Annotated in this window: 19 protein-coding genes and 1 tRNA gene; 13 read left to right on the top strand and 7 right to left on the bottom strand. The window is 50.9% G+C overall.

Translation table 11 applies throughout. The annotated features are described in order from the left end of the window. Positions 1-21 precede the first annotated feature (21 nt). The 3 genes from HCG48_RS19750 (at position 22) to HCG48_RS19740 (ending at position 2636) form a co-directional block, all read left to right on the top strand. A complete protein-coding gene (locus HCG48_RS19750; protein ID WP_168570697.1) occupies positions 22-666 on the top strand; it encodes a histidine phosphatase family protein in 645 nt (214 codons plus the stop codon). Positions 667-729: 63 nt separating this feature from the next. Further along, positions 730-1749, top strand: a complete 1020-nt coding sequence (locus HCG48_RS19745; protein ID WP_168570696.1) for a glucokinase — start codon at positions 730-732, stop codon at positions 1747-1749. A 116-nt stretch (positions 1750-1865) separates the two neighbouring features. After that, entirely contained in the window at positions 1866-2636 is a 771-nt protein-coding gene (locus tag HCG48_RS19740) for a YebC/PmpR family DNA-binding transcriptional regulator (RefSeq protein WP_168570695.1), read from the top strand. A 329-nt stretch (positions 2637-2965) separates the two neighbouring features. Here the strand turns inward: HCG48_RS19740 and HCG48_RS19735 are convergent, their stop codons facing one another. Both HCG48_RS19735 and psbH read right to left on the bottom strand, forming a co-directional pair. Then, entirely contained in the window at positions 2966-3229 is a 264-nt protein-coding gene (locus HCG48_RS19735; protein WP_168570694.1) for a TatA/E family twin arginine-targeting protein translocase, read from the bottom strand. A gap of 139 nt (positions 3230-3368) precedes the next feature. After that, on the bottom strand, positions 3369-3572 hold the full coding sequence (gene psbH / locus HCG48_RS19730; RefSeq protein WP_168570693.1) for a photosystem II reaction center phosphoprotein PsbH: 204 nt from the start codon (positions 3570-3572) through the stop codon (positions 3369-3371). An 84-nt stretch (positions 3573-3656) separates the two neighbouring features. Here psbH and psbN point away from each other — a divergent pair, with 84 nt between their 5' ends. Further along, positions 3657-3788: a photosystem II reaction center protein PsbN gene (gene psbN / locus HCG48_RS19725; RefSeq protein ID WP_168570692.1), complete on the top strand. Its 132-nt coding sequence runs from the start codon at positions 3657-3659 to the stop codon at positions 3786-3788. A gap of 44 nt (positions 3789-3832) precedes the next feature. On the opposite strand, the gene HCG48_RS19720 is transcribed toward psbN, so the two are convergent. Then, a complete protein-coding gene (locus HCG48_RS19720; RefSeq protein ID WP_168570691.1) occupies positions 3833-4039 on the bottom strand; it encodes a hypothetical protein in 207 nt (68 codons plus the stop codon). Positions 4040-4104: 65 nt separating this feature from the next. Between HCG48_RS19720 and HCG48_RS19715 the strand changes: the two genes are divergently transcribed. From HCG48_RS19715 to HCG48_RS19685, 7 genes are all read left to right on the top strand, one after another. Then, complete coding sequence (locus HCG48_RS19715; RefSeq protein ID WP_168570690.1) at positions 4105-4530, top strand: hypothetical protein; 426 nt, start codon at positions 4105-4107, stop codon at positions 4528-4530. Positions 4531-4639: 109 nt separating this feature from the next. Beyond that, entirely contained in the window at positions 4640-5065 is a 426-nt protein-coding gene (locus HCG48_RS19710; protein ID WP_168570689.1) for a hypothetical protein, read from the top strand. Between the two features lie 246 nt (positions 5066-5311). Beyond that, positions 5312-8083, top strand: coding sequence for a TIGR02921 family PEP-CTERM protein (locus HCG48_RS19705; RefSeq protein WP_168570688.1), 2772 nt, complete (start codon positions 5312-5314; stop codon positions 8081-8083). A gap of 225 nt (positions 8084-8308) precedes the next feature. Continuing rightward, on the top strand, positions 8309-9088 hold the full coding sequence (locus HCG48_RS19700) for an SAM-dependent methyltransferase (protein ID WP_168570687.1): 780 nt from the start codon (positions 8309-8311) through the stop codon (positions 9086-9088). A 56-nt stretch (positions 9089-9144) separates the two neighbouring features. Further along, complete coding sequence (locus HCG48_RS19695) at positions 9145-9480, top strand: cupin domain-containing protein (RefSeq protein ID WP_168570686.1); 336 nt, start codon at positions 9145-9147, stop codon at positions 9478-9480. Between the two features lie 223 nt (positions 9481-9703). Continuing rightward, entirely contained in the window at positions 9704-11506 is a 1803-nt protein-coding gene (locus HCG48_RS19690) for a WG repeat-containing protein (RefSeq protein WP_246260164.1), read from the top strand. A 199-nt stretch (positions 11507-11705) separates the two neighbouring features. Beyond that, positions 11706-12182, top strand: a complete 477-nt coding sequence (locus HCG48_RS19685; protein WP_168570684.1) for a hypothetical protein — start codon at positions 11706-11708, stop codon at positions 12180-12182. Positions 12183-12189: 7 nt separating this feature from the next. Here HCG48_RS19685 and HCG48_RS19680 read toward each other — a convergent pair. Then, positions 12190-12260 (bottom strand) — tRNA-Gly (locus HCG48_RS19680). Positions 12261-12315: 55 nt separating this feature from the next. Beyond that, positions 12316-12915, bottom strand: coding sequence for a hypothetical protein (locus HCG48_RS19675; protein ID WP_168570683.1), 600 nt, complete (start codon positions 12913-12915; stop codon positions 12316-12318). Between the two features lie 198 nt (positions 12916-13113). On the opposite strand from HCG48_RS19675, the gene HCG48_RS19670 reads away from it, so the two are divergent. Beyond that, on the top strand, positions 13114-13713 hold the full coding sequence (locus tag HCG48_RS19670) for a MiaE family protein (RefSeq protein ID WP_168570682.1): 600 nt from the start codon (positions 13114-13116) through the stop codon (positions 13711-13713). Between the two features lie 279 nt (positions 13714-13992). Continuing rightward, a complete protein-coding gene (locus tag HCG48_RS19665; RefSeq protein ID WP_246260163.1) occupies positions 13993-18186 on the top strand; it encodes a PAS domain S-box protein in 4194 nt (1397 codons plus the stop codon). Here HCG48_RS19665 and HCG48_RS19660 read toward each other — a convergent pair. Continuing rightward, positions 18183-19130: a glycosyltransferase family 2 protein gene (locus tag HCG48_RS19660; protein ID WP_168570680.1), complete on the bottom strand. Its 948-nt coding sequence runs from the start codon at positions 19128-19130 to the stop codon at positions 18183-18185. The genes HCG48_RS19665 and HCG48_RS19660 overlap by 4 nt on opposite strands. 472 nt (positions 19131-19602) lie before the next feature. Beyond that, the gene (locus HCG48_RS19655) at positions 19603-20658 is read right to left on the bottom strand and encodes an Npun_R2821/Npun_R2822 family protein (RefSeq protein WP_168570679.1); all 1056 of its coding nucleotides are present in this window, start codon (positions 20656-20658) and stop codon (positions 19603-19605) included. Positions 20659-20769: the final 111 nt, after the last annotated feature.

Raw genomic sequence — 20769 nt, 5'->3', positions numbered from 1 at the left:
GTTGTATGTAAGGAGTTATTCATGTCTCAAACGGTTTGGATTGCCAGACACGCGAACCGTCTCGATTTTGTTAATCCGGAATGGTTCAATACAGCCGATCGCCCCTACGATCCGCCCTTGTCCGACGATGGCTTGATGCAAGCCCGAGAACTCGGGTTGCGCTTGCAAAATGAAGGGATTAAAAAAATATTTGCTTCGCCATTTTTGCGAACGGTGCAAACGGCGAACGCGGTGGCGGAATCGTTGGATTTATCGATTCATTTAGAATGGGGCTTGTGCGAGTGGCTCAATCCCGAATGGATGCCCTCAATGCCGGAAACGTTACCGTTAGAAACGTTGGCAGAAAAATACCCACGAATTAATCGAGACTACACCTCGCGAGTGGTGCCGAGTTATCCCGAGGTAGACGATGCTTGTATCGATCGCAGTGGGAAAACGGCGAAACAACTGGCGGCAGAATTCGGGGAAGATATTTTGTTAGTCGGTCATGGGGCGTCGGCGATCGGTAGCGTCGTGGGATTGCAGCCGAAGGCGGCAGAAAAAGAGTTAGAAGCGGCTTTATGCTGTTTGTACAAACTGGTTAAGCGGGAACGCACTTGGGAAGTAGAATTATGGGGCGATCGCTCCCATTTAAGCGAACGGGAAACCGTCATCCGCTATAACTAAGATCGATCGCGGTGGAAAACTAGCACGTCAGGCGATCGCCCAAGATAAAATTTACGAGCAGAGATGACCTTACTATTAGTTGGAGATATTGGCGGAACGAAAACCTTGTTGCGGCTGGTAGAAACGACTGCCGATCGCCCGCCCAAGACCTGGAAACCGGACAAGCTTTACGAAGCGCTCTATTCCAGTGCCGATTTTCCCGATTTAGTGCCGATGGTGCGCCAATTTCTCGATGGGGCGCGAACTGAATTAGGACGCGAACTCGAACCGACAAAAGCTTGTTTCGCGATCGCCGGACCCGTAATCGGAACCGAATCGAAACTGACCAATTTGGGATGGACCTTAAGCGTCGAACGCTTGGAAGCGGATTTAGGGATCCCCTCGATTACCCTGATTAACGATTTCGCCGCCGTCGGTTACGGGATTTTGGGCTTGAGTGAGGACGACCTGCACACCTTGCAAGCTGGGGAAGCGTTAGAAGACGCCCCGATCGCCACCATCGGCGCCGGAACCGGACTCGGGGAAGGTTTTCTCATCCGCCATCACGAGGGCGATCGCGTTTACGCCTCCGAAGGGGGTCACGCCGATTTTTCGCCGCGATCGCCCGTAGAATTCGAGTTACAGCAATATTTGCGCGATCGCCACCACCTCCCTCGGGTGTCCGTGGAACGAGTCGTCTCCGGTCAGGGGATCGTCTCGATTTATCAGTTCCTGTGCGATCGCGCCGCCAGTGCGACCGGAACGGCGATCGGCGATCGCGACCTCCCGGCGGCAGAAATCTCCAAAGCAGCCCTAGACGGAAGTCATCCCCTGTGTCAGCAAAGCCTACAAATCTTCGTCGATGCCTACGGCGCCGAAGCAGGTAACCTCGCCCTCAAACTCCTCCCTTATGGCGGGTTGTACCTCGCCGGAGGGATCGCCGCTAAAATCCTGCCCTTAATCGAAAAAGACGATCGCTTTCTCAATGCCTTTCACGACAAAGGACGGATGAGTCCCCTGTTGCAAAAAGTTCCGATTCATGTCGTCCTCAACCCGCAAGTCGGTTTGATCGGGGCGGCGATTTGCGCGGCCCAACTCGATTAGATCCGATCGCAGTTGCACGGCGATCGCGAGAAGCGGACCGGCGATCGCCTGACACGGCGCGCAGTTTATCCCGATCTTGACAAATCGTATCGTTAAAACATTTCCCAAAAAACGTTATGGCCGGACATAGTAAGTGGGCAAACATCAAACGCCAAAAAGCCAGAGTTGATGCGGTCAAAGGCAAAATTTTTACGAAAATCTCCAGAGAGATCATCGTCGCAGCCCGTAGCGGTCTTCCAGACCCGGAAGCGAATTTTCAGTTGCGGACGGCAGTAGACAAAGCCAAAGCTGCAGGAATTCCCAACGACAATATCGAACGGGCGATCGCCAAAGGCGCCGGGACTTGGGATTCCGGTAGCGACGCTTACGAAGCGATCCGCTACGAAGGCTACGGCCCCGGTGGCGTGGCGGTCTTAGTCGAAGCCCTCACGGACAACCGCAACCGAACGGCTGCGGATTTACGGGCCGCTTTTAGTAAAAATGGCGGCAACCTCGGCGAGACGGGTTGCGTCAGTTGGATGTTCGAACAAAAAGGCGTGGTCACTCTCGAAGGGGAACTCGACGAAGATGAATTATTAGAAGCCTCGGTCGAAGGGGGCGCCGAAACTTACGAGTTACTCGAAATTGACGAAGATCGACCCGGGGCCGAGGTCTTGACGGAGGTGACGAACCTCGAAACTCTCAACCGAACCTTGAAAGAGAAAGGTTACGCGATCGTCGAAGCCCAGTTACGCTGGATTCCCAACAATCAGGTCGAAGTGACCGATCCGGACCAGGCGCGATCGCTGTTGAAGTTGATGGATGCCTTGGAAGATTTGGACGACGTCCAGAGTGTGACGGCGAATTTCGAGATGGCCGAAGAGTTGATGTCTTTGGATTTGGTTTAGGGAAAGGGACCAGATAAGAGATCGGAGAGAAAATGCCCGTACTCGGGGGTTTCTAGAGGCGGGCAAGAGGCGGACAAGATGCCCGCCCCACAGGGTTTGCTTACAGCACTCGGGCGATCCGATCGGGTACAGCGCCGATCGGTCTATCCCCCCTTCGCCCCCTATCCCCCCTTCGCCCCCCTTTCAAAGGGGGGTTGGGGGGATGGTTGGGGGGATTTCGGGGGCAACGAGGAAAGTAGGGGTTTGGTAACCCAACCCCTACCTGGCGAGGGGGATTTAGGGGGATCTAAGTGTCTTGCATGGCAGAGGAAAATGCTGTAAGAGACTGCTTAGGAGACTTCGGCTTGTTTCTCCTCGGCTTTTTCGACCTTCTGCGTTGCTTCCGCGTCCGCAACTTTGGGAGATTTTGAGGCGTCGAGTTGTTGGACTTCTTGCTTTAATTCATTTTCAAATTCTTTGGAGGCTTCTTGGAATCCTCGCAGCGCCTTTCCCATGCTGCGTCCGATTTCTGGCAGTTTTTTCGGCCCGAAAATTAGTAAGGCAACCACTAAAATAACGACGATTTCCGGTAATCCCAATCCAAAGATATTCACGGATTTTCCCTCAAGTGTAATATTGCTCGCTCAAGACCAGTATAAAAAAATCCCGGTCGAGCCGGGAATTTGAATCAGGTGGAGTGGCGATCGCGATCGCCACTCCACCTGAGTTTAGCGATCGCGATCGCCAATCGGACTAACGACCGAGGGTTGTCCAATCCACATTCACGCCATTGAGCAGCAGTGAAGAGTTGTAAATATCGAGAATGATGATCAAGAACAGGGCAAATAAGGCCATGAACAGGCCCATCACGGGAGTCGTCCCCCAACCGGGGGCAACTTTACCATATTCCGCGTTTAAAGGACGCAGCAGGTTTCCTAACTTAGTCTGTTGTGCCATTCTTTACCTCTATGTGAATGCAGACGGCAAAATTTAATGTTTTGTAATATTCTATAAGGATAAGCGCCATTCGTTTAAGAGAATATGGAACCCGCAACAGTTCTTAGCATTTCAATTGTCGCGATTTTGCTCGCGATCACGGGCATCGCGATTTATACCTCCTTCGGTCCTCCCGCCAAAGCCCTCGACGATCCCTTTGACGATCACGAAGATTAGAACCCTTGCCATTAGGCAGTTACAAAGATTGACCAGTGAATTTTTTAACGGTTTTGTCCGGTCTCATCTAACCCCAAAAAAGGATCCCGATCGCGATCGCCTGGAAACGGGCGATCGTGTTTTTTTAAGGGAAATTTTGCGGAAAATTTTTTAATCCGCGCGATCGCCACTCCCGCGATCGCTGTCACCCCAACCCAAAATAGGATAGAATTTCGGCAAGCTTGGCGATCGCCCCCGAGAGATCGGTGCACCCTTCGTTCGGATGGGAGATCCGGCAATTCTAGCCTTCTCAATCGCATCTGAGAGGTTTGCAACGATGAAAGCCATTAAAAAAGTTGTCGCTGGGTTTTTATTAGCGTTGGGGGTTCCCTTGTCCGCCTTGGCGATCGCCGATATTGTCAGCCAAGACGCGACCCACGAAGATAAAGAAGGGGCGATCGCCGCCTTAGCCATCTTTACCTTACCCGCCACGATCGCCGGAACGTCCATGCTGTGGGGATTGTATCGCGACGGACGCAAACACGATCGCATCGCCGCACAACAAGAGCGCGATCGGCTACAACATTTATTTTATCGGATCGTCAGAGAATATGACGGTCGCATCGGTGTTTTAGGTTTTGCAATGGAAGCTGAAATTACCGGGGAAGAAGCCAAGTTATTCTTAGATGAAAAAGCCCGAGAATTTGATGCCAGTTTTGAAGTTAGGGAAGACGGTTCGATTTATTATCGTTTTCCGTTATAAAGGAATTTTAGATAGAGGGCAGTGAAAGTCCCCCTTTTTAAGGGGGATTTAGGGGGATCGAAATGTACCCTAAAACAGCGAAAATGTAAAAACAATTTATGTTCCAATCGTGAAACTTTTTAAAACATCTGCCGCCGCCTTACTGCTAACCTTCGGTTTGTCCATTCTCGTCATTGCCGATCGCAAATTAGATAACGAACATACCCCACCGGGCGATCGCGAAGAACTGAAAGCCACGATCGTGATTTTTGGCTTACCGATGACAGTTTTAGGCAGTATTTTAGGTGTCAGCCTTTATCGGGAAGGGAAACAAAATCAATTCAAGCAAATAGAGGGCGATCGCCGACAAATTCAGGAACAGTTTTATCAAGTTTTGCAAGCCAACCAGGGCAGAATTAGCATCATGCAATTGGCAATGGCGGCGAAACTTCCCGGACGAGAAGCGAAAGCTTTTTTAGACGAACGGGCAAAAGAATTTAACGCCAATTTTGAAGTCACCCCAGAAGGGGATATTTATTATAAATTCGATCTCTAGTTTCCTAGGAACGATACGGCAATGGCGTATCTATCCTTACAAGGAAGATCGAATAGGTAAAAAGACGTAGACCGAGGGAAGGGAAACGCGATCGCCCCTTAAAGAATTGGAGAGATTCGCGTAAAAAAACGATAAAGCCCTGTAGGTAACCCTTGACGTTTTGCGCTGCGAGGCTTCAATAGAAAAGAACCCGCATTATTCCTCAGCTTTGCGATCGCGCCAACCGTTCGAGTAGGAATTGCAGCGATGAAAAATTGGCTCAATAGATTCTTTCACTTTACCTTTTGGGCGTGGAACCTAACGTTTCTCGCCGTCGTCTACTTGGGGATTTTGCCGCCGATTGGCATTCCCTTAATCGAAGCGACAGTTGACGGGTGGATTCCCCTCGGTTTTTCTCTCACTTTATTGGGAATTATCGCCATTGTGCCGATTTCTTGCGTTATTGGATTCAAATATTTACGAAAACAACCCCTCCAGTTAATGCGCTTCTTTTATGGAGTAGAAGCGCCGTTATTGCTGCTGGGATTCACGCGTTTATTTTTAATCCGACAACTGACCCCGGCAAGTAGTTTAGTCCTCGCCACGATTGCCGTGGCGATCGCCACCTTTGCGGCAGAATTAAAGTGGCGTTATACCGAAGGCGATCGCCGTCTCAACGGGCTGCATCTCGGCTTTCACACGATCGCCGGAATGGTCGGCACTTATGTCGGAATCCTCTTACTCTTTTACGCCGTTCCCCTCACCCTTTGGTTTGTCAAAGGCTTGGTCAGCTTGGAATGGCTGCGGATTCTCGGCGACATGTTACGCTACGCCTCCGCCGATGTTTTCTGGTGGTTGCCGTTGATGTTTCTGCTGTTCGGCTTTAGCTGTACCTTGTTTATTGCGATGCCGTCAGCATTTGCCAGTTTTTACATCTATTCCAGTTATCGCGTCTGGCGCCAATTTGGGGCGCAATACGGGCGCAACTGGGCATCGGTCGGCGCTGGCGCCGTCGTGACGGCGGGATTATTAATCTTTTTCGCCGCGCAACAACAGCCGCAAATTCAGGCATTCGAGCAGTTGAAGACGCCGCCAACCAGCGATCGCGATCGCCAAGAACTCCTCGACAACCGGGACCAACTGCGCGCCGGACTGACCAACGCCTACCTCGCCTCTTACCGCTATTTAAGTACCACCGAGGAAAACAACCACATCGCGCTGATGTACCACCATTTGTTGGGCTGGAACGACGCGGCCTCCGGGTGGGTACAACAGGCTTACAATCAAGTGATGGCACCGTTTTTGTATCGCGGATCGCGATCGGACGACGAGAAAGCGGCGCAATGGTATGCCGAGTTTTTCGATACCTCGATCCAACAAGGAGAACGATCGCCGATCCTCGATGCGGTGAGATCGACCTACAGCCAAGACCAAGCCAAAGCGGGAGTTCTCAACGTCAATGAGGAACGAGTTTGGCTGGCGCAACAAGACGTTAACGTGACCGAACGCGGGGACTGGGCCGAGGTCGAAGTGCACGAAGTCTATGCGAATCAAACGAACTTGGATGAGGAAGTTTTTTATTCCTTCTCCTTGCCGGAAAGTGCCGTAATTACGGGCTTGTGGCTGGGAAATACGGACGATCTCGGCGATCGCTTCCGCTTCCAAATTTCCCCGCGAGGGGCCGCGCAGCAAGTGTATAACGAGCAAGTGCAGCGACAGGTCGATCCGGCGTTACTCGAACAAGTCGGACCGCGCCACTATCGTTTACGCGCCTATCCGATCCCTAGAAAGCTCAGTTCTGAAGAAAAGCGCCAGGGAAAAGAACAGCCGCAACTGCACTTATGGTTGACGTATAAGGTGATGCACGACGATCGCGGCTGGCCCATGCCCGATCTCGGCGAGAAACGTAATATTTTCTGGACTGACAAGACGCAACGGGTTTACAACGGCGAAACCGTCAAAGCCTCCGTCGAAGATTGGTTCCCTGCTTTTGTCGCAGCCAGGAATTCCGCACCAGCGACGACCCATCAAGGTTCGGCGATCGCCGGATATCGCGTGACGGCGCAACCGTTGAGCGATAAAGACGAGCAATTGCCGCAAAATCGGCGTTTTGCCGTGATTCTCGATCGCTCCTACAGTATGGGCGATCGCGCCGAGGCGATCGCGGAAACCTTCGCCTGGTTAAAACAAAATGGATTCGCCGATAACCAATTTGCCAATAACGACGCCGACTTATATCTGACTGGGGCCCCCGGAGTGCAACCCCAGCGTCTCGACGATCTGAGTCGCTTCGATCTCGACGGGATCCAATTCTACGGATCGATTTCGTTCCAGCAAATGTTGCAGCAATTTGCCCAACTGCGCGCCGATACCCCCTATGACGGGATCTTGCTGGTCACCGACGAGGGGAGTTACGAGTTAGCAGAAGAGACCAAAGAGCTGCCGAAATTGTCGGCGCCGTTGTGGATGGTTCACTTAGGCGGTCTCCCCCGTGCTTACGACGATGGGACGGTGCAGAGTTTGCAACAAAGTCGCGGTGGGGTGGCGACAGATGTCGAATCGGTGTTGCGGCGTCTGGGCACTCAAGCGCAACTCGGGGACGACGCGATCGGGGCCTTTGACGGGTATATTTGGCGGGTTAGCCCCCTCGAAAATGCCGCCAATCCTGCCAATTCGCCAAAAAATGACGGATTTGAGGCGATCGCCGCCCGTCAAGTGATTCTGGCGATGACGGAGAATCTCGATCCGAAGGATTTGACCAATCTCGATGCGGTCCACGCGATCGCCAAACAGTACGAAATTGTCTCGCCGTACTCGTCGGCGATCGTCCTGGTCAACGACGCCCAACGGGACGCCCTCAAACGCGCCGAAGCGAAAGACGATCGCTTCGATCGCGAGGTGGAAGACGGACAGGAAACTTTATCGAAACCGCCGGATTTGATGGCGTCTCCGGTTCCCGAACCCCATCAATATTTAGGGGCGATCGCGGCGATCGGCTTGTTAATCTTTTTCAAGCGTCAGTACCCTAAATCGTCCTAATTTCGACGACCTTGTAAACTCGCTAAATCCCTTTAGGGACACCGCATTGCCTTGTCCCTACAACCCCTGAATTTTATAACAAGATTGAGCATGGCTAGATCTTGCTTCTCAACCCGCCGAGGCGGGTTATTTTTATGCTCCCTTTTCCCCCAACCTTGAGCTACCTCACAGACAGTTTTTAAAAAATTTGTCACGATCGCAGGTGTAGGAAAGGCGACCAATCAGATGAGTACGACAACATTAAATTATCAAACCGCACCCGGTCACCAAGTATTAGCGGCGGCGGGCAAAACCACATTACGACCGGGAGGACGAAGCGCTACCGAACAGTTATTGAATTGGGCAAATTTGCAGCCGGAACAGACGGTTTTAGAGTTAGCCGCCAGCTTTGGCGAAAGTGCGATCGCGATCGCCCGTCAGTTTGGAGTTCGGGTCGTTGGAATTGAAAAAAATCCCGATAGTGTCGCCAAAGCGCGCGCCAATATCGAAGCGGCGGGATTGAGCGATCGCATTGAGATCGTCGAGGGCGATATTTTTAAACTCGACGCGATCGATCGTCAGTTTGACTGCATTTTTGCCGAAGCGATTTTAACCATGCAGTCGCAACCGGGAAAAGAGAAAATGGCACGCTTATTACAAGCGAAACTCAAACCCGGCGGTCAACTCCTTTCCCACGAAATGCTCGCTCGCGGGGATGAAAAACAGCTACATAAAACCCTCGCTCAAGTGATTCGCGTCAGTTCCCAACCCCTTTCTCAAAAACGTTGGCGGAGTCTATGGGAAACCGTAGGATTGCAAATCAAAAATCTTGATACTGGGGCGTTAGAAATGCTGACTTTGCCACAACTCATCCGCGATGAAGGATTGGGGCGGACTATTCGCATCGCTCGTAATATTTTAGCCAATTCACAATTACGAAACAGAGTATTTCAGATGCGGAGAACTTTTCTGGAACACCACGATGACTTAGGTTATATTGTTTTGCAAGTGATACGATCTGAATAAGCTTTGTTGCTTTTGATTTTGAGAGTTGTGAAATCATCAAACATAGAGGTTCTATTATGAATGCGATCGCCCCATCAAACCGTTGTTTTAACAGTAAATTTACTGAGTTAATCGAATATCCACAAGATGGCGTACTCAGTAAAGTGTTACTCAAAGATGACAACTGTCAGTACACTTTATTTTGTCTGGCTGCGGAAACGGATATTTCCGAACATACCTCCAGCCGTAATGCGTCGATTGTCGTCCTCGAAGGTCGCGGAATTTTAACCTTGGAAGGCGAAGATATTCAACTCGAACCGGGGGTATTTGTCTTTATGACTGCTCACGCTCCTCATGCACTAAAAGCGCAAGACAATTTAGCTTTTCTACTGACTCTTTCGGAAACAAAATAACCCTGCAAAACAGAGATTGAGTAATATTGCTCGTCTTAGAATCAACTTTTGCAAACATCCCAAAAGCCCCCCCTTTTTTTAAGGGGGGTTGGGGGGAGATCCCCCGAATCATGCAAGACGTCGAATCTTAAAATATACCGATCGCCCAAACGGATTTAACGATTATTCAGCTACATTATAAATCTTAGCGAACAAATTCGAGGGTGCGATTTAGGTGCAATACATGGGAAAAGAATGGTCTAGATATGTCCATTTAACCTTAGTGGGACTGTTAGTATGGGTCGGTTCCACTCAAAGCGCGTGGAGTTTTTCCGATACGGGCGATCGCTGGAATAGCCAATGTATTTCGCGCCTGTCTGAAGGGGGGTTCGTCAGTGGTTATCCCGATGGCACTTTTCGACCCAATAATACAGTGACTCGCACTGAATTTGCGGTTTTAATGCTGAACATATTTCCTTATTTTAGTCGCAAGCGTGTCCCCGCAACATTTACCGATGTCGATCGTAATTACTGGGGATATTCAGCAATTCAAGGAGCAAGCGCCCGTCAATTTTTTACAGGATATCCTGATGGAACATTTCGACCGCAGCAGCCTATTCCTCGGGTTCAAGCAACCCTCGTTGTTGCGAATGCTCTGAGTTTAATTTCTCCTGACAATCCGAATGAATTTTTACAACAGTCTTTTGAAGATAGCGATCGCATTCCAGACTATGGAAAAATTGGAGTTGCAGCAGCCACTTTAGGTGGATTAGTGGTGAACTATCCTAACGTCAAACAATTGCGACCGAATGACAATGCAACCCGGGGGGAAATTGCTGCTTTATTATGCCGAGTTTTAGGATATGACGAAACCCTTGAAGATCGTTATGTTGTTCGCGGTCAATGGCGATTAGCTTTTCCTCCTAGTCGCGGTGGTTTTCGAGAGTTTAGGGAAGGATTGAGTCCTTACTATTGGGAAGGAAAATACGGTTATCTGAATCGCAATGGCGATCGCGTTATTCCCCATCAATTTGTCAGCGCCGACTTATTTGATGAAGGGTTAGCTGCGGTATCTATTCCGAACGAAGAAGTGTTGCGATCGCGCGAAACCGACTTCGAGGGCAATGCTATTCCTGCCGAAAATGAGGAACTTTGGGGTTATATCGATCGTGAAGGAAATTGGGTGATTCAACCTCAATTACATGAAGCTCGACGGTTTTCAGAGGGCTTGGCTGTCGTCAAGATCGATGGACGCTATGGCTACATTAATCCTAACGGAGAAATGGCGATCGAACCTCAATATCAAATGGCACAATCCTTTTCAGAAGGGTTGGCACCTGTGTTAACAGAAACGGGTTGGCAGTTCATCGATCCCAAGGGGACGATCGTGACTACAATTGATTTTTCAGGGACGATTTATCCGTTGGTCGATGGGATGGCAAAGATTGAAACAGGAAATCAGGTGGGCTATATTAATCGCGAGGGTGAAGTGGTTATCGAGCCGCAATTTTCGCGCTGGACGACTGGCTCTTTTTCGGAAGGGTTACTCCCCGTTTTTTTAGAGAATGCTTGGGGGTTTATCGATCGTCAAGGTGAAGTGGCGATCGCCCCAAACTATCAAATGGCAGGGAGTTTTTCTGAAGGATTAGCCCCCGTTAAAATTGATGAAAAATGGGGATTTATTAACAATCGAGGTGAAATGGTGATTTCTCCTCAATTTTATGCCCCTGTCGGCGCTCCTCCCGAGAACAATCCTGATGTTAGAATTTTTCCGGCTAATATTACTGTTGCCCGCCCCTTTTCAGAAGGATTGGCAGCCGTTCAAGTCGGACAAAAAGCAGGTTTCATCGATCGCGAAGGTAATTTTGTGATTCCTCCCCTTTTCACGGAGGTAGAATCATTTTCCGACGGATTGGCGCGGGTTAAACTGGGCGGAACTTGGGCTTTAGAAGGGGGAAATTTTGTGCCTCAAGTGATGGTTTTTGAAGATTACAGGACGGTTCCTGAAGGGGGAACCTGGGTGTATATTCGTCATCCGCAACCCTAAACTTCGCCTGGAAATAATGGCAATCTGAGGGAAGTAGGGGCGCGCCTATTTTTCGCGCCTACTCAGTGAAGAGAAGAGCAAAACCGATTGGGAAACGTGCCAATTTTTTCGCTAATTTTATGAAAAGCTGAGCTAGCTCATAGTCAGGGCGATCGTTTTCGCGGATAATCGCAATATCTACCAACACTCAGGCAACAAAATGTTACAAACTTTCCACGATCGCCTCGATGTTTCCGAAACTCAATTAGAGCATTGGCTGACCCTTTCCCTCGACGAGTTTTTAGCCTTACCGGAATCGCAAACTTTATTGAGCAGTTTAGATGTAGAATTACTCAAAGAAACCCTACCGACTGCCGGACAGACGTTAGCGAAACAATTGCCGCCGTTTTATGCGTGGTTGAAGAACGAGTTAAAACTCAAACGAGTGCCCGACAGTCCGGATCATACGATTAAATGGACGATCGGATTTCTCAATAACCAAGAAAGTTTGCAGCGTTTGGTCGAGTTACACCGTCCGGTTCCCCTTCCGGCGTTAGAAGCGTCGATTCCTCGCTTGGTGGGAACCTTTGACGCTGTAGAAGAAGATCGCGTCCGTCAAGAATGGCAAAAGGCGATTTCGGCGTTATGCTTGGTACTGGCGATCGCGGCGCGATCGGAAAATAGGGAAGCCAGTTAATCTCAAAAGCGGGCAGCGGGAATCGAACCCGCATCAATAGCTTGGAAGGCTATGGTTTTACCACTAAACTATGCCCGCGCCAGTCACGTGAAACTCATATTAACATAAGTTGTGCAGGGCGCAATACCCCAGCTCAAAGTGGATCGAGTTTGAGATAGAGATCGAGCAAGCTCGCCACGGGTCGATCGCCCATCTCGGCGGGCTGAAACTCCCAAGTTTCCAAAACTTGGTGGGCGAGGTCGTCGTAGGACGGGCTGAGGTACTCCGGGTAAAGGGCAATGAGCTGGGGATTGCCGTTGGCAGTGACGAGAACGCTTAAAATCAGTAATTGTTCGTCCTGACGCTGTTGCGATCGCGGATAGGCGAGGTCGGGAAATTCGATTTGTTGCGCCGACACGGTGGCGGGGAGGTCGGGAACGTCGCGCCCGTAGTTGGCAATTTTGGCATTGACGAGGGTGGCGATCGCCCCATTTCGAGGGAGGGGAGACGCTTGAGGCGCGGGCGGTTGACCGGAAGAGTCCGGGGTCGATTCTACGGAGGGGCGATCGCCGTCCGCCGCCAACGAGGGGTCTTCTGAGGAGATGGACGGCGAGGGGATCGTCGCCAATTCTCCCACGGGCCAATCCCGTAACATGTCGATCGCCAACGCCGTAGTGCTTGCGGCGAGCAAGAGGGCCAATCCCCACGAGGAACGGGTGCGATCGCGCCGAAAAGACAGTCGGGAGCGTTTCACAGAACGGTCGAGAAACATAAATCCGTCAACTCAACAGAAACAACAAGCTTGACGCACCCCGACCCCATTAACCGGGTGTCTCTAGTGTGACTTGAACGGCACGATCCTGACTAGGGGGAGAAGAGTAGGGAGCGATCGCCCGTCACTTTCGCGTAAAATCAAACAGCGATCGCTATTCCTGAAACCAACTGCTCACCGATGAACCGTCCCCCCCTACCGACGATCGAATTTCTGCGAACCCCCACCTCTCCCGCTTGGATCGAGCAAGCGATCGCCCATCTCGACACGATCTTGCTCGATCATTCCCACTGCGAACGTAAAGCCGCCGGAGTGGCGTTAAATTTGATGTTTCGCTATCCGTCCAATAGCGAGTTAGTGCGCGCCCTCACGAGCATAGCCCGCGAAGAATTAGAACATTTTGAACTCGTCAACCAGCACCTCGAACGTCGGGGAATCGCCCTCGGGCCCCTTTCGTCACCCCCTTACGCCGCCGGACTCAAAGCCCAAATTCGCCCGCAAGAACCCGATCGCCTCTTAGACTCCCTCCTGGTCGCCGGGGCGATCGAAGCGCGCAGTCACGAGCGTTTGGGCTTACTCGCCAGCCACTGTCCCGATCCGGAACTGGCGAAATTCTATCGAAGTTTGATGGCGTCGGAAGCGCGCCATTACGGCACCTATTGGATTCTGGCGACGACTTACTTCGATCGCGATCGCGTCAGCGCCCGTTTGAACGAACTGGCCGCCGTCGAAAGTGAGTTGCTTTCCACCCTACATCCCGAGCCGCGCATTCATAGTTAAGTATATATAGGTTTCGTTCGTCCCGAAATCTGCATCACCTCATGCGTTCAGTTCACCCAATTGGGTGAAAACAAAGCCGATGAGAAAGCTGACAATGTAGGGGAAGACCGCGCGCGAGCAAAATTGCGCTTAAAATCTTGCACTGAGACACCCAATCGCGATCGCACAAACCGGAGCACGGAACGCGGCCATCATGGCGAGCTAGGGGGGTCGCTCCAGACAGTTAGATCGTGTCGAACGAGCGAGAGACCGCAGCCTGACGAGGACAGAACCGTGAAGATGCAACTGAGTTCCCATCCAAAAGGATTTCGAGGCAAACCCCACAAACGCCAAAGCCAACAAACTTTATCTCATGCCAAACTCTTGCAAGGGATTGCCCAAGCCAATTATCAACTGCTCAGCATCGACGATCGCGAGCGGGCGATCGATAGTGCCTTACAAATTTTAGGCACCGCGACCCAAGTCGATCGCGTCTACTTGTTAGAAGCGCATCCCCACCCGGAAACCGAACAAAGCTGCATGACCCAACGTTTCGGCTGGGTGCGTCCTTGTCTGCAGTCCGAACTGAGCGCCTGTCTCGTCGAAAACCTGGCCGTGGAAACCGAGCAGTTGCGAGACTGGTACGATCGCCTAAGCTGCGGTCAGCCGATCGCCGCCACCCTCGAAAACCTCAGCGCCAGTACCCGAGAGCTGTTCGAGCGCGATCGCACCCAATCGATGCTGTTAGTCCCGATTCGCATTCGCGGCGACTTCTGGGGGGCGATCGGCTTTGACGACTGTCACCACTGTCGCCAGTGGACCGACGAAGAAATAGCCGTATTAATTACGATGGCTGCCAGTATCGGCAGTTTGTTAGAACGAGAACGAGCGCGTCAACAAATCTCGACCCTTCAAAACCATTACGATCGCTGCTTGCAACAAATTGCCGCCAACGTTCCCGGTTTCATCTATCAATTTATCCAACACGCCGACGGGTCCCAAGCCGTCATTTACGCCAGTGACGGGTCGCGGGAACTGTTCGAGTTAGAACCGGAACAGATCCAAGCCGATTTTCACGTCCTCACCGACGCCATCCATCCCGACGATCGTGCCAGTTACCTCGAATCCGTCGCTCGATCCGCCGAAACCTTAGAACCCTGGCACTGGGAAGGGCGCTTACTCACCCCAAAGGGTATCCTGAAATGGGTCAAAGGAATCGCCCGAGCCCGAAAAGAGGGCGATAACATTATTTGGGATGGCTTGGTGATGGATATCAGCGATCGCGCCTTCGCGCAAGAGCAGCTACGCGCCAGTGAAGAACGCTTGCAAAGCTTTTTCAATGCCACCTTTGAAGCAGTCTTCTTCCATCAAAACGGGATCCTCGTCGATCTCAATCCCGCCGCCGAAGCCTTATTCGGGTATTCGGCGCGCGAACTGATCGGGCGATCGGTCTTGCAACTGACCACTCCCGAAGGGCAAGCACTCATCCGCGAACGACTGCGATCGCCCTCCGACGAACCCTTCGAGGCGATCGGCTTAAAAAAAGACGGCACCGTTTTTCCCTGCGAAGTGCGCGCCAAAGACATCACCTACCGGGGACAACCCGCCCGGGTAGTCAGCTTGCGCGACTTGGCGGAGTTGAAGCGATCGCTCGCCGCCGTCAAAGCCAGCGAAGCCAAAAATCGAGCCTTACTCAACGCCATTCCCGATTTAATGTTTCGCTTTAGCATCGATGGGGTTTATCTCGACTTTAAAGCCGAAAAAGATAGCGATCTCGCCGCCCCTCCCAATCAAATTATCGGCAGAAGTGTTTACGACTTAATCCCGAAATGGGTCGCCGACTTATTCATCAAACACGTTAAAATAGCCATCGAAACCGGGGAAACCCAAAGTTTTGAATATTATTTATGGCATCGCAACCCCGACGGGAGCCAACAGCGACGGGATTGGGAAGCGCGCCTGGCCCTGTGCGGCGATCGCGAAGTCATGGCGATCGTGCGCGACATCAGCGATCGCAAATCGTCCGAACAAGTCCGCAACCAGCTCATCGCCTCCCTGCAACAAGCGCGCGATCGCCTCAAAGCCGCGATCGACGCCGTCCCCGGATCCGTCTCCTGGATTGCCTCCGACTACACCTATCTCGGCGTTAACGAATCCCTCGCCAGCAGTTTTGGCCTCTCCCCGGAAGAATTCGTCGGCCAAAAAGTCGGATTTATCAACGGTTGTATCGATCCCAACGGTGAATTTCCCGAATTCGTGCGCGAATTTTTTACCAGCGACGTCCAGCAAGCCTCCCGGGAAATTACCAGCCCTCACGGGTCGAACGGCCCCAAACATTATCTGATCGTCGCCCAGAAATACCAACGGGGACAAGCGGCGATCTTTGTCGGGATCGACATTACCGAACGCCAGCGCATGGAAGAAGCCTTGCGCGTCTCCGAAGATAAATTTTCCAAAGCCTTTCGTTCCTCTCCCGACTCGATCGCGATCGCCTCTCTCGCCGACGGACGCTATCTCGAAGTCAACGACAGTTGTCTGCGGATCTTCGGCTACGAACGCGAAGAACTCATCGGTCGCTGTCCTTGCGAACTCAACATCTGGGTGGATCCCGACGCGCGATCGCGCCTACTCGAACGAGTGCAACGCGAAGGCGGCATTTATAACGAAGAAGTCGAACTGCGCAGCAAATCGGGAGACATCCGCATCGGTTTGCTCTCCGCCGAACCGATCCAACTCGGAAACGAAGCTTGCGTGTTGACCGTCACCAACGACATCACCGAACGCAAGCGCGCCGAAGCGCAATTACGGGAGAAAGAAGAGCAATATCGGCAAATCTTCGAGGCAACCAGCGATGCCTTGATGATTAACGACCCGGAAACCGGAAAGGTCGTCGAAGTCAATCCCGCCTGCTGTCAAATGCACGGCTATACTTACGAAGAATTCATCGGGATGCACCCGAAAGATTACGTCTATCCCGAGAACTATCATTTATTTGAGGAATTTCGCGAAACCGTACAGGCGGGAGGCAGTCAGTTCTTCCAACGGGCCAAAGCCCAACGCAAAGACGGCAGCACGTTTTACGTCGATGTCCTCGGGACCAGTTTTACCTATCGCGGCAAACCGCACTTGTTGGGAGTGGGTAGAGACGTGACCTCTCAGGTGCTTTACGAACAAAAACTACGGGCGGCGGCGGAACGGGAACACTTGCTCGGAGAAATTGCCATCCGCATCCGACGATCGCTCGATCTGAGTAAAATCCTCAAAACGGCGGTCGATGAAGTGCGCCATTTTCTACAAGCGGACCGAGTATTTATCACCCATTTAGACGGCAAATCCGACGGTACGGTCGTGGCGGAATCCGTCGCCGACGAACGCCAATCGGTACTCGGCTATACGGTCGAACGGGAACTGTACGATCGCGAAATCGTCTCCTTTTTCGACCGCCGCGCCGTCCGCGCGATCGACGATACGACCCAGATCTCGGTGTCGCCGTCGATGGATCGCTATTTCCAAGAGTTCGAGATTAAAGCGAGTTTGGCGGTTAGAATTTTAGTAGACGATCGCCTGTTCGGTTTGTTGGTGGTCAATCAATGCGATCGCACCCGCCATTGGGAGTCTTCGGAAAAGGAATTTCTCGAACGCCTCGCGACTCAGTTGGCGATCGCCATGCAACAAGCTCAACTCTACCAACAATTGGCCGCCCTCAATGCCAATTTGGAACGACAAGTCGAGGAACGCACCTGCGAATTGCAACAAGCGGTCACCGAACTGCAAGAACTGCACAAACTCAAAGATTTATTTCTGCACGCCGTCACCCACGATTTGCGCACCCCGGTCATGGGGACGTTGTTGTTGGTCAAGAACTTATTGCAAAGTCAAAGCGAGGGCCATACGATTTCCGTGGGGCGATCGGTGCTCGAACGCACGATCCAAGGGTGCGATCGCCAGTTAAACTTAATCGATTCTCTCTTAGAAGTGCATTCGAGTGAAGTACGCGGCACGATCTTACATTGCGAACGGCTGCGGATTGCCCCCTTGGTACGATCGCTCGTCGTCGAATTACAACCCTTACTCGATAAAAATCAAGCAACCCTCACCAACACGATCCCCGAAGATTTACCCGAGATCGAAGGCGACCCGTCCCAACTGTGGCGAGTCTGGGAAAATTTGATCGTCAATGCGTTAAACCACAATCCTCCCGGGATTCAGTTAACCTTAAACGCCAGTTTCGATCGGGTCAACGGCAACCGATCCGAGATTCGTTGCACGATCGCCGATAATGGGGTGGGAATGCAGCCGGAACAATGCGAAAACTTATTTGAATTGTACGCCCGAGGCGATCGCGCCCGCCAGTCTACCGGAATCGGTTTGGGGTTGTATTTGTGCCGCCAAATTATTAACGCCCACGGCGGTCAAATCGGCGCGATTTCCCGTCCCGGAGACGGCGCGACCTTCTGGTTTACCTTACCCCTCGATCGCCCGTCCTCGCCCTAATTTCGCCATTTCCGCAGGCGATCGAACGCCATCTGACGCCAGTTGAACGGCAAAAAAGATAAGCCCAACCCCAGCCATGCTTTCGCGGGTGAATGTGCTTTTGCTTGCCAAACGTGCTGGCGTCCTTCTCTAGTTTTTCCCGCTTCAATTTCTCGCAATCCTAACAGTAACTGCGTTTCGATCGCCCGGGCTTTGCGAACGGCTTCTAAAGGCGGCGCCTCGAAATGATACCGTTCTAAATACCTTAATTTATCTCGTAAATACGGCAGAGCCCGATTCAATCCTTCCTGTTCTGCGTGGACGCGATATTCCATTAACAATTCCGGTAAATAATACCCTTGTTTGCCCGCCAGCGCCAATCGGACAAATAAATCGTTATCTTCGCAATTTTGCAATCCCGGTAACATAAACCCGACCGCTTCTAACGCCGATCGCCGAAATAGGGTGGCGCCGATTTGAAAACTTTGCTTGACAAACACGACTTCTAATAAATCATCGACAATTCCCGCCCCTAATTCGCTGCGTCCCCACTGTCGAGAATTGCGTTGGGTGCGATCGCGATCGCGTCGGTTGTGAATGTCGATAATCCAATGATCCGTTCCTACAAAATCTACGGCGAGATTTTTATCTAAAATGGCCACTGTTCGTTTGAGAAAGTCCGAAGTCAGGCGATCGTCGTCGTCAAATTTGATAAAATAATCTCCGGTTGCCGCTTCAAAACCCGATCGCATATTATTACTTTTACCGATATTGCGATCGTGCCGAATATAACGCACTCTCGGATCGCTCAGTTTCGCCATCAATTCTGGCGTGTCGTCCGTAGAACCATCATCGCAAACCAATAGCTCAAAATCGCCATAAGTTTGCCGCAGAACACTTTCGATCGCTTGAGGAAGCAGTTCGACTCGATTGTAAGTAGGAATACAAACACTAACTTTTGGCATTGAAGACTAGAAAAAAATTAGATAACTTTTAGCATGACAAAAATCAATAAAAATAGTCAAGAATTGTTGGAGGCGATCGGGTTAGCTTTTGTTGAATTGTTAAATAGTCAAACATTTAAGCTGCATGACTCAAGCCAGTGATTTTCCTAAACACATGATTCAAAATAGGTTTTCTCAAAATATAGCAATCCTAAATGATTTGTAACCTATGTAGGGAGCAAGATGCTCCCACTCCCAGGGGTTTCAGGTGGATCGCCCTGACTCGACTGATTTAGGAATGCTATAGGTTTTCAGTGCTACAGTCCTACTGCCCGTCTTGTTGCTGCCGTACAAAACAAAAAAATAGCCGATTGCCTCCCTGACTCAATGAATTTAGTAATGCTATATTCGACCGCTCGATTCACTAAAATTGAATCCGTACATTTTTAGCAGATCCAGCAAAAAACAGGCTGAATGTTAGGTGAAGATTAGATTAAACTCCGATTGCAGACTTTTCCTTCATCGGGTTACTTTGCAATAACTTTTTGCGGATTTTCTGGAGTTTTTTGCTAATTTGATAAGCCAGTTCGATCGCGGGGGACGGCGTTTTAAGTTCTTTAGGTTTAGCCTCCGGATGTTTGAGAAACCGATAGTGTAGGAAAACATCTTGATGGGGAATATTTAGATTTTCCCCTTGACTCAAACGATTGAAATAGATCGAGGGATAATTCATGTAATGGATGCGGTGAATAGGCTTTAATCCTTGTTCGTTGTAAAGGATATTGTCGATATTGACAAACGGATCGGAATCCGCACAGTTTCCCGTGCGTTCGTAAGGGGTATCACTTAACGTAAAGTTAAACACGGAGCGATCGCGCGGTAAAGTCAGATAGCAAAATAAAAACGCATCGTCCCACCATCCACGTCCGTTAATCCACTCAATTTCTCCGCCATCAATCAAGCGTGTTTTTAATTGTGCGATCGCCGCCGCATCAAATAAACCGCGTTTCGAGGCAAAAAAACTACCGCAGTGAAGTTTAGGACGAATTTCTGCTTCCGTATAGCGCCCAGTTTTTTCGATGAGGGGAATATTTAAAGCGGCGACTGGAGTGGGTTTTTGATGTTCCCAATCGTCAAAGACAAAATCCCAGCGATCCAACCTTTCAAAAACCCGATCTAAAGGTTTCATCGCCAGACTGTCGCAATCGTAATAGACGAAGCGATCGAAATCGCCCTCAAAAGCGGCCAATCTTCGTTGTAGATTTCCACCATACCAGTCCGAATGAGACTGATGTTGTTGAGCGACAGAATGGGCCGCCCAAATATCCCGTGCAAATTCATCCCAACGTCGCATCGCTTCCCAATTCTCGAATAAACTAAGCTGGGGACGAAATTGAATTTCTTTTTGAATCAGTTCGAGTCGGTCGTTATAGGGAATAACGCAAATGGGAAGATCGGGAGAGACATTGGCTTCAATACTATTAACCAAGGCCACGAATTGATCGTAAACGACATCATTGGCCAAGATGTAGATACCGTATGATGGCATAGAATGACTCCTGTAGGGGATAAACTCCGGCGATCGCAAAAGGGTTGACGGCGGACGATACGGCGCAATTCGGGGAGGAAAAGGGGAAGGGTTGGACGATCGCCGTACCGA

Source organism: Oxynema aestuarii AP17 (genome assembly GCF_012295525.1).
Classification (GTDB): Bacteria; Cyanobacteriota; Cyanobacteriia; order Cyanobacteriales; family Laspinemataceae; genus Oxynema; species Oxynema aestuarii.
Note: the sequence above shows the minus strand (reverse complement) of the source record. Positions and strands in the feature narration are given on the sequence as shown.

Bases quoted from the DNA above. Each gene is read 5' to 3' on its own strand.
- HCG48_RS19750 (WP_168570697.1), top strand. From the start codon at position 22: ATGTCTCAAACGGTTTGGATTGCCAGACACGCGAACCGTCTCGATTTT.
- HCG48_RS19745 (WP_168570696.1), top strand. From the start codon at position 730: ATGACCTTACTATTAGTTGGAGATATTGGCGGAACGAAAACCTTGTTG.
- HCG48_RS19740 (WP_168570695.1), top strand. From the start codon at position 1,866: ATGGCCGGACATAGTAAGTGGGCAAACATCAAACGCCAAAAAGCCAGA.
- psbH (WP_168570693.1), bottom strand. From the start codon at position 3,572: ATGGCACAACAGACTAAGTTAGGAAACCTGCTGCGTCCTTTAAACGCG.
- psbN (WP_168570692.1), top strand. From the start codon at position 3,657: ATGGAACCCGCAACAGTTCTTAGCATTTCAATTGTCGCGATTTTGCTC.
- HCG48_RS19715 (WP_168570690.1), top strand. From the start codon at position 4,105: ATGAAAGCCATTAAAAAAGTTGTCGCTGGGTTTTTATTAGCGTTGGGG.
- HCG48_RS19705 (WP_168570688.1), top strand. From the start codon at position 5,312: ATGAAAAATTGGCTCAATAGATTCTTTCACTTTACCTTTTGGGCGTGG.
- HCG48_RS19700 (WP_168570687.1), top strand. From the start codon at position 8,309: ATGAGTACGACAACATTAAATTATCAAACCGCACCCGGTCACCAAGTA.
- HCG48_RS19695 (WP_168570686.1), top strand. From the start codon at position 9,145: ATGAATGCGATCGCCCCATCAAACCGTTGTTTTAACAGTAAATTTACT.
- HCG48_RS19690 (WP_246260164.1), top strand. From the start codon at position 9,704: ATGGGAAAAGAATGGTCTAGATATGTCCATTTAACCTTAGTGGGACTG.
- HCG48_RS19685 (WP_168570684.1), top strand. From the start codon at position 11,706: ATGTTACAAACTTTCCACGATCGCCTCGATGTTTCCGAAACTCAATTA.
- HCG48_RS19670 (WP_168570682.1), top strand. From the start codon at position 13,114: ATGAACCGTCCCCCCCTACCGACGATCGAATTTCTGCGAACCCCCACC.
- HCG48_RS19665 (WP_246260163.1), top strand. From the start codon at position 13,993: ATGCAACTGAGTTCCCATCCAAAAGGATTTCGAGGCAAACCCCACAAA.
- HCG48_RS19660 (WP_168570680.1), bottom strand. From the start codon at position 19,130: ATGCCAAAAGTTAGTGTTTGTATTCCTACTTACAATCGAGTCGAACTG.
- HCG48_RS19655 (WP_168570679.1), bottom strand. From the start codon at position 20,658: ATGCCATCATACGGTATCTACATCTTGGCCAATGATGTCGTTTACGAT.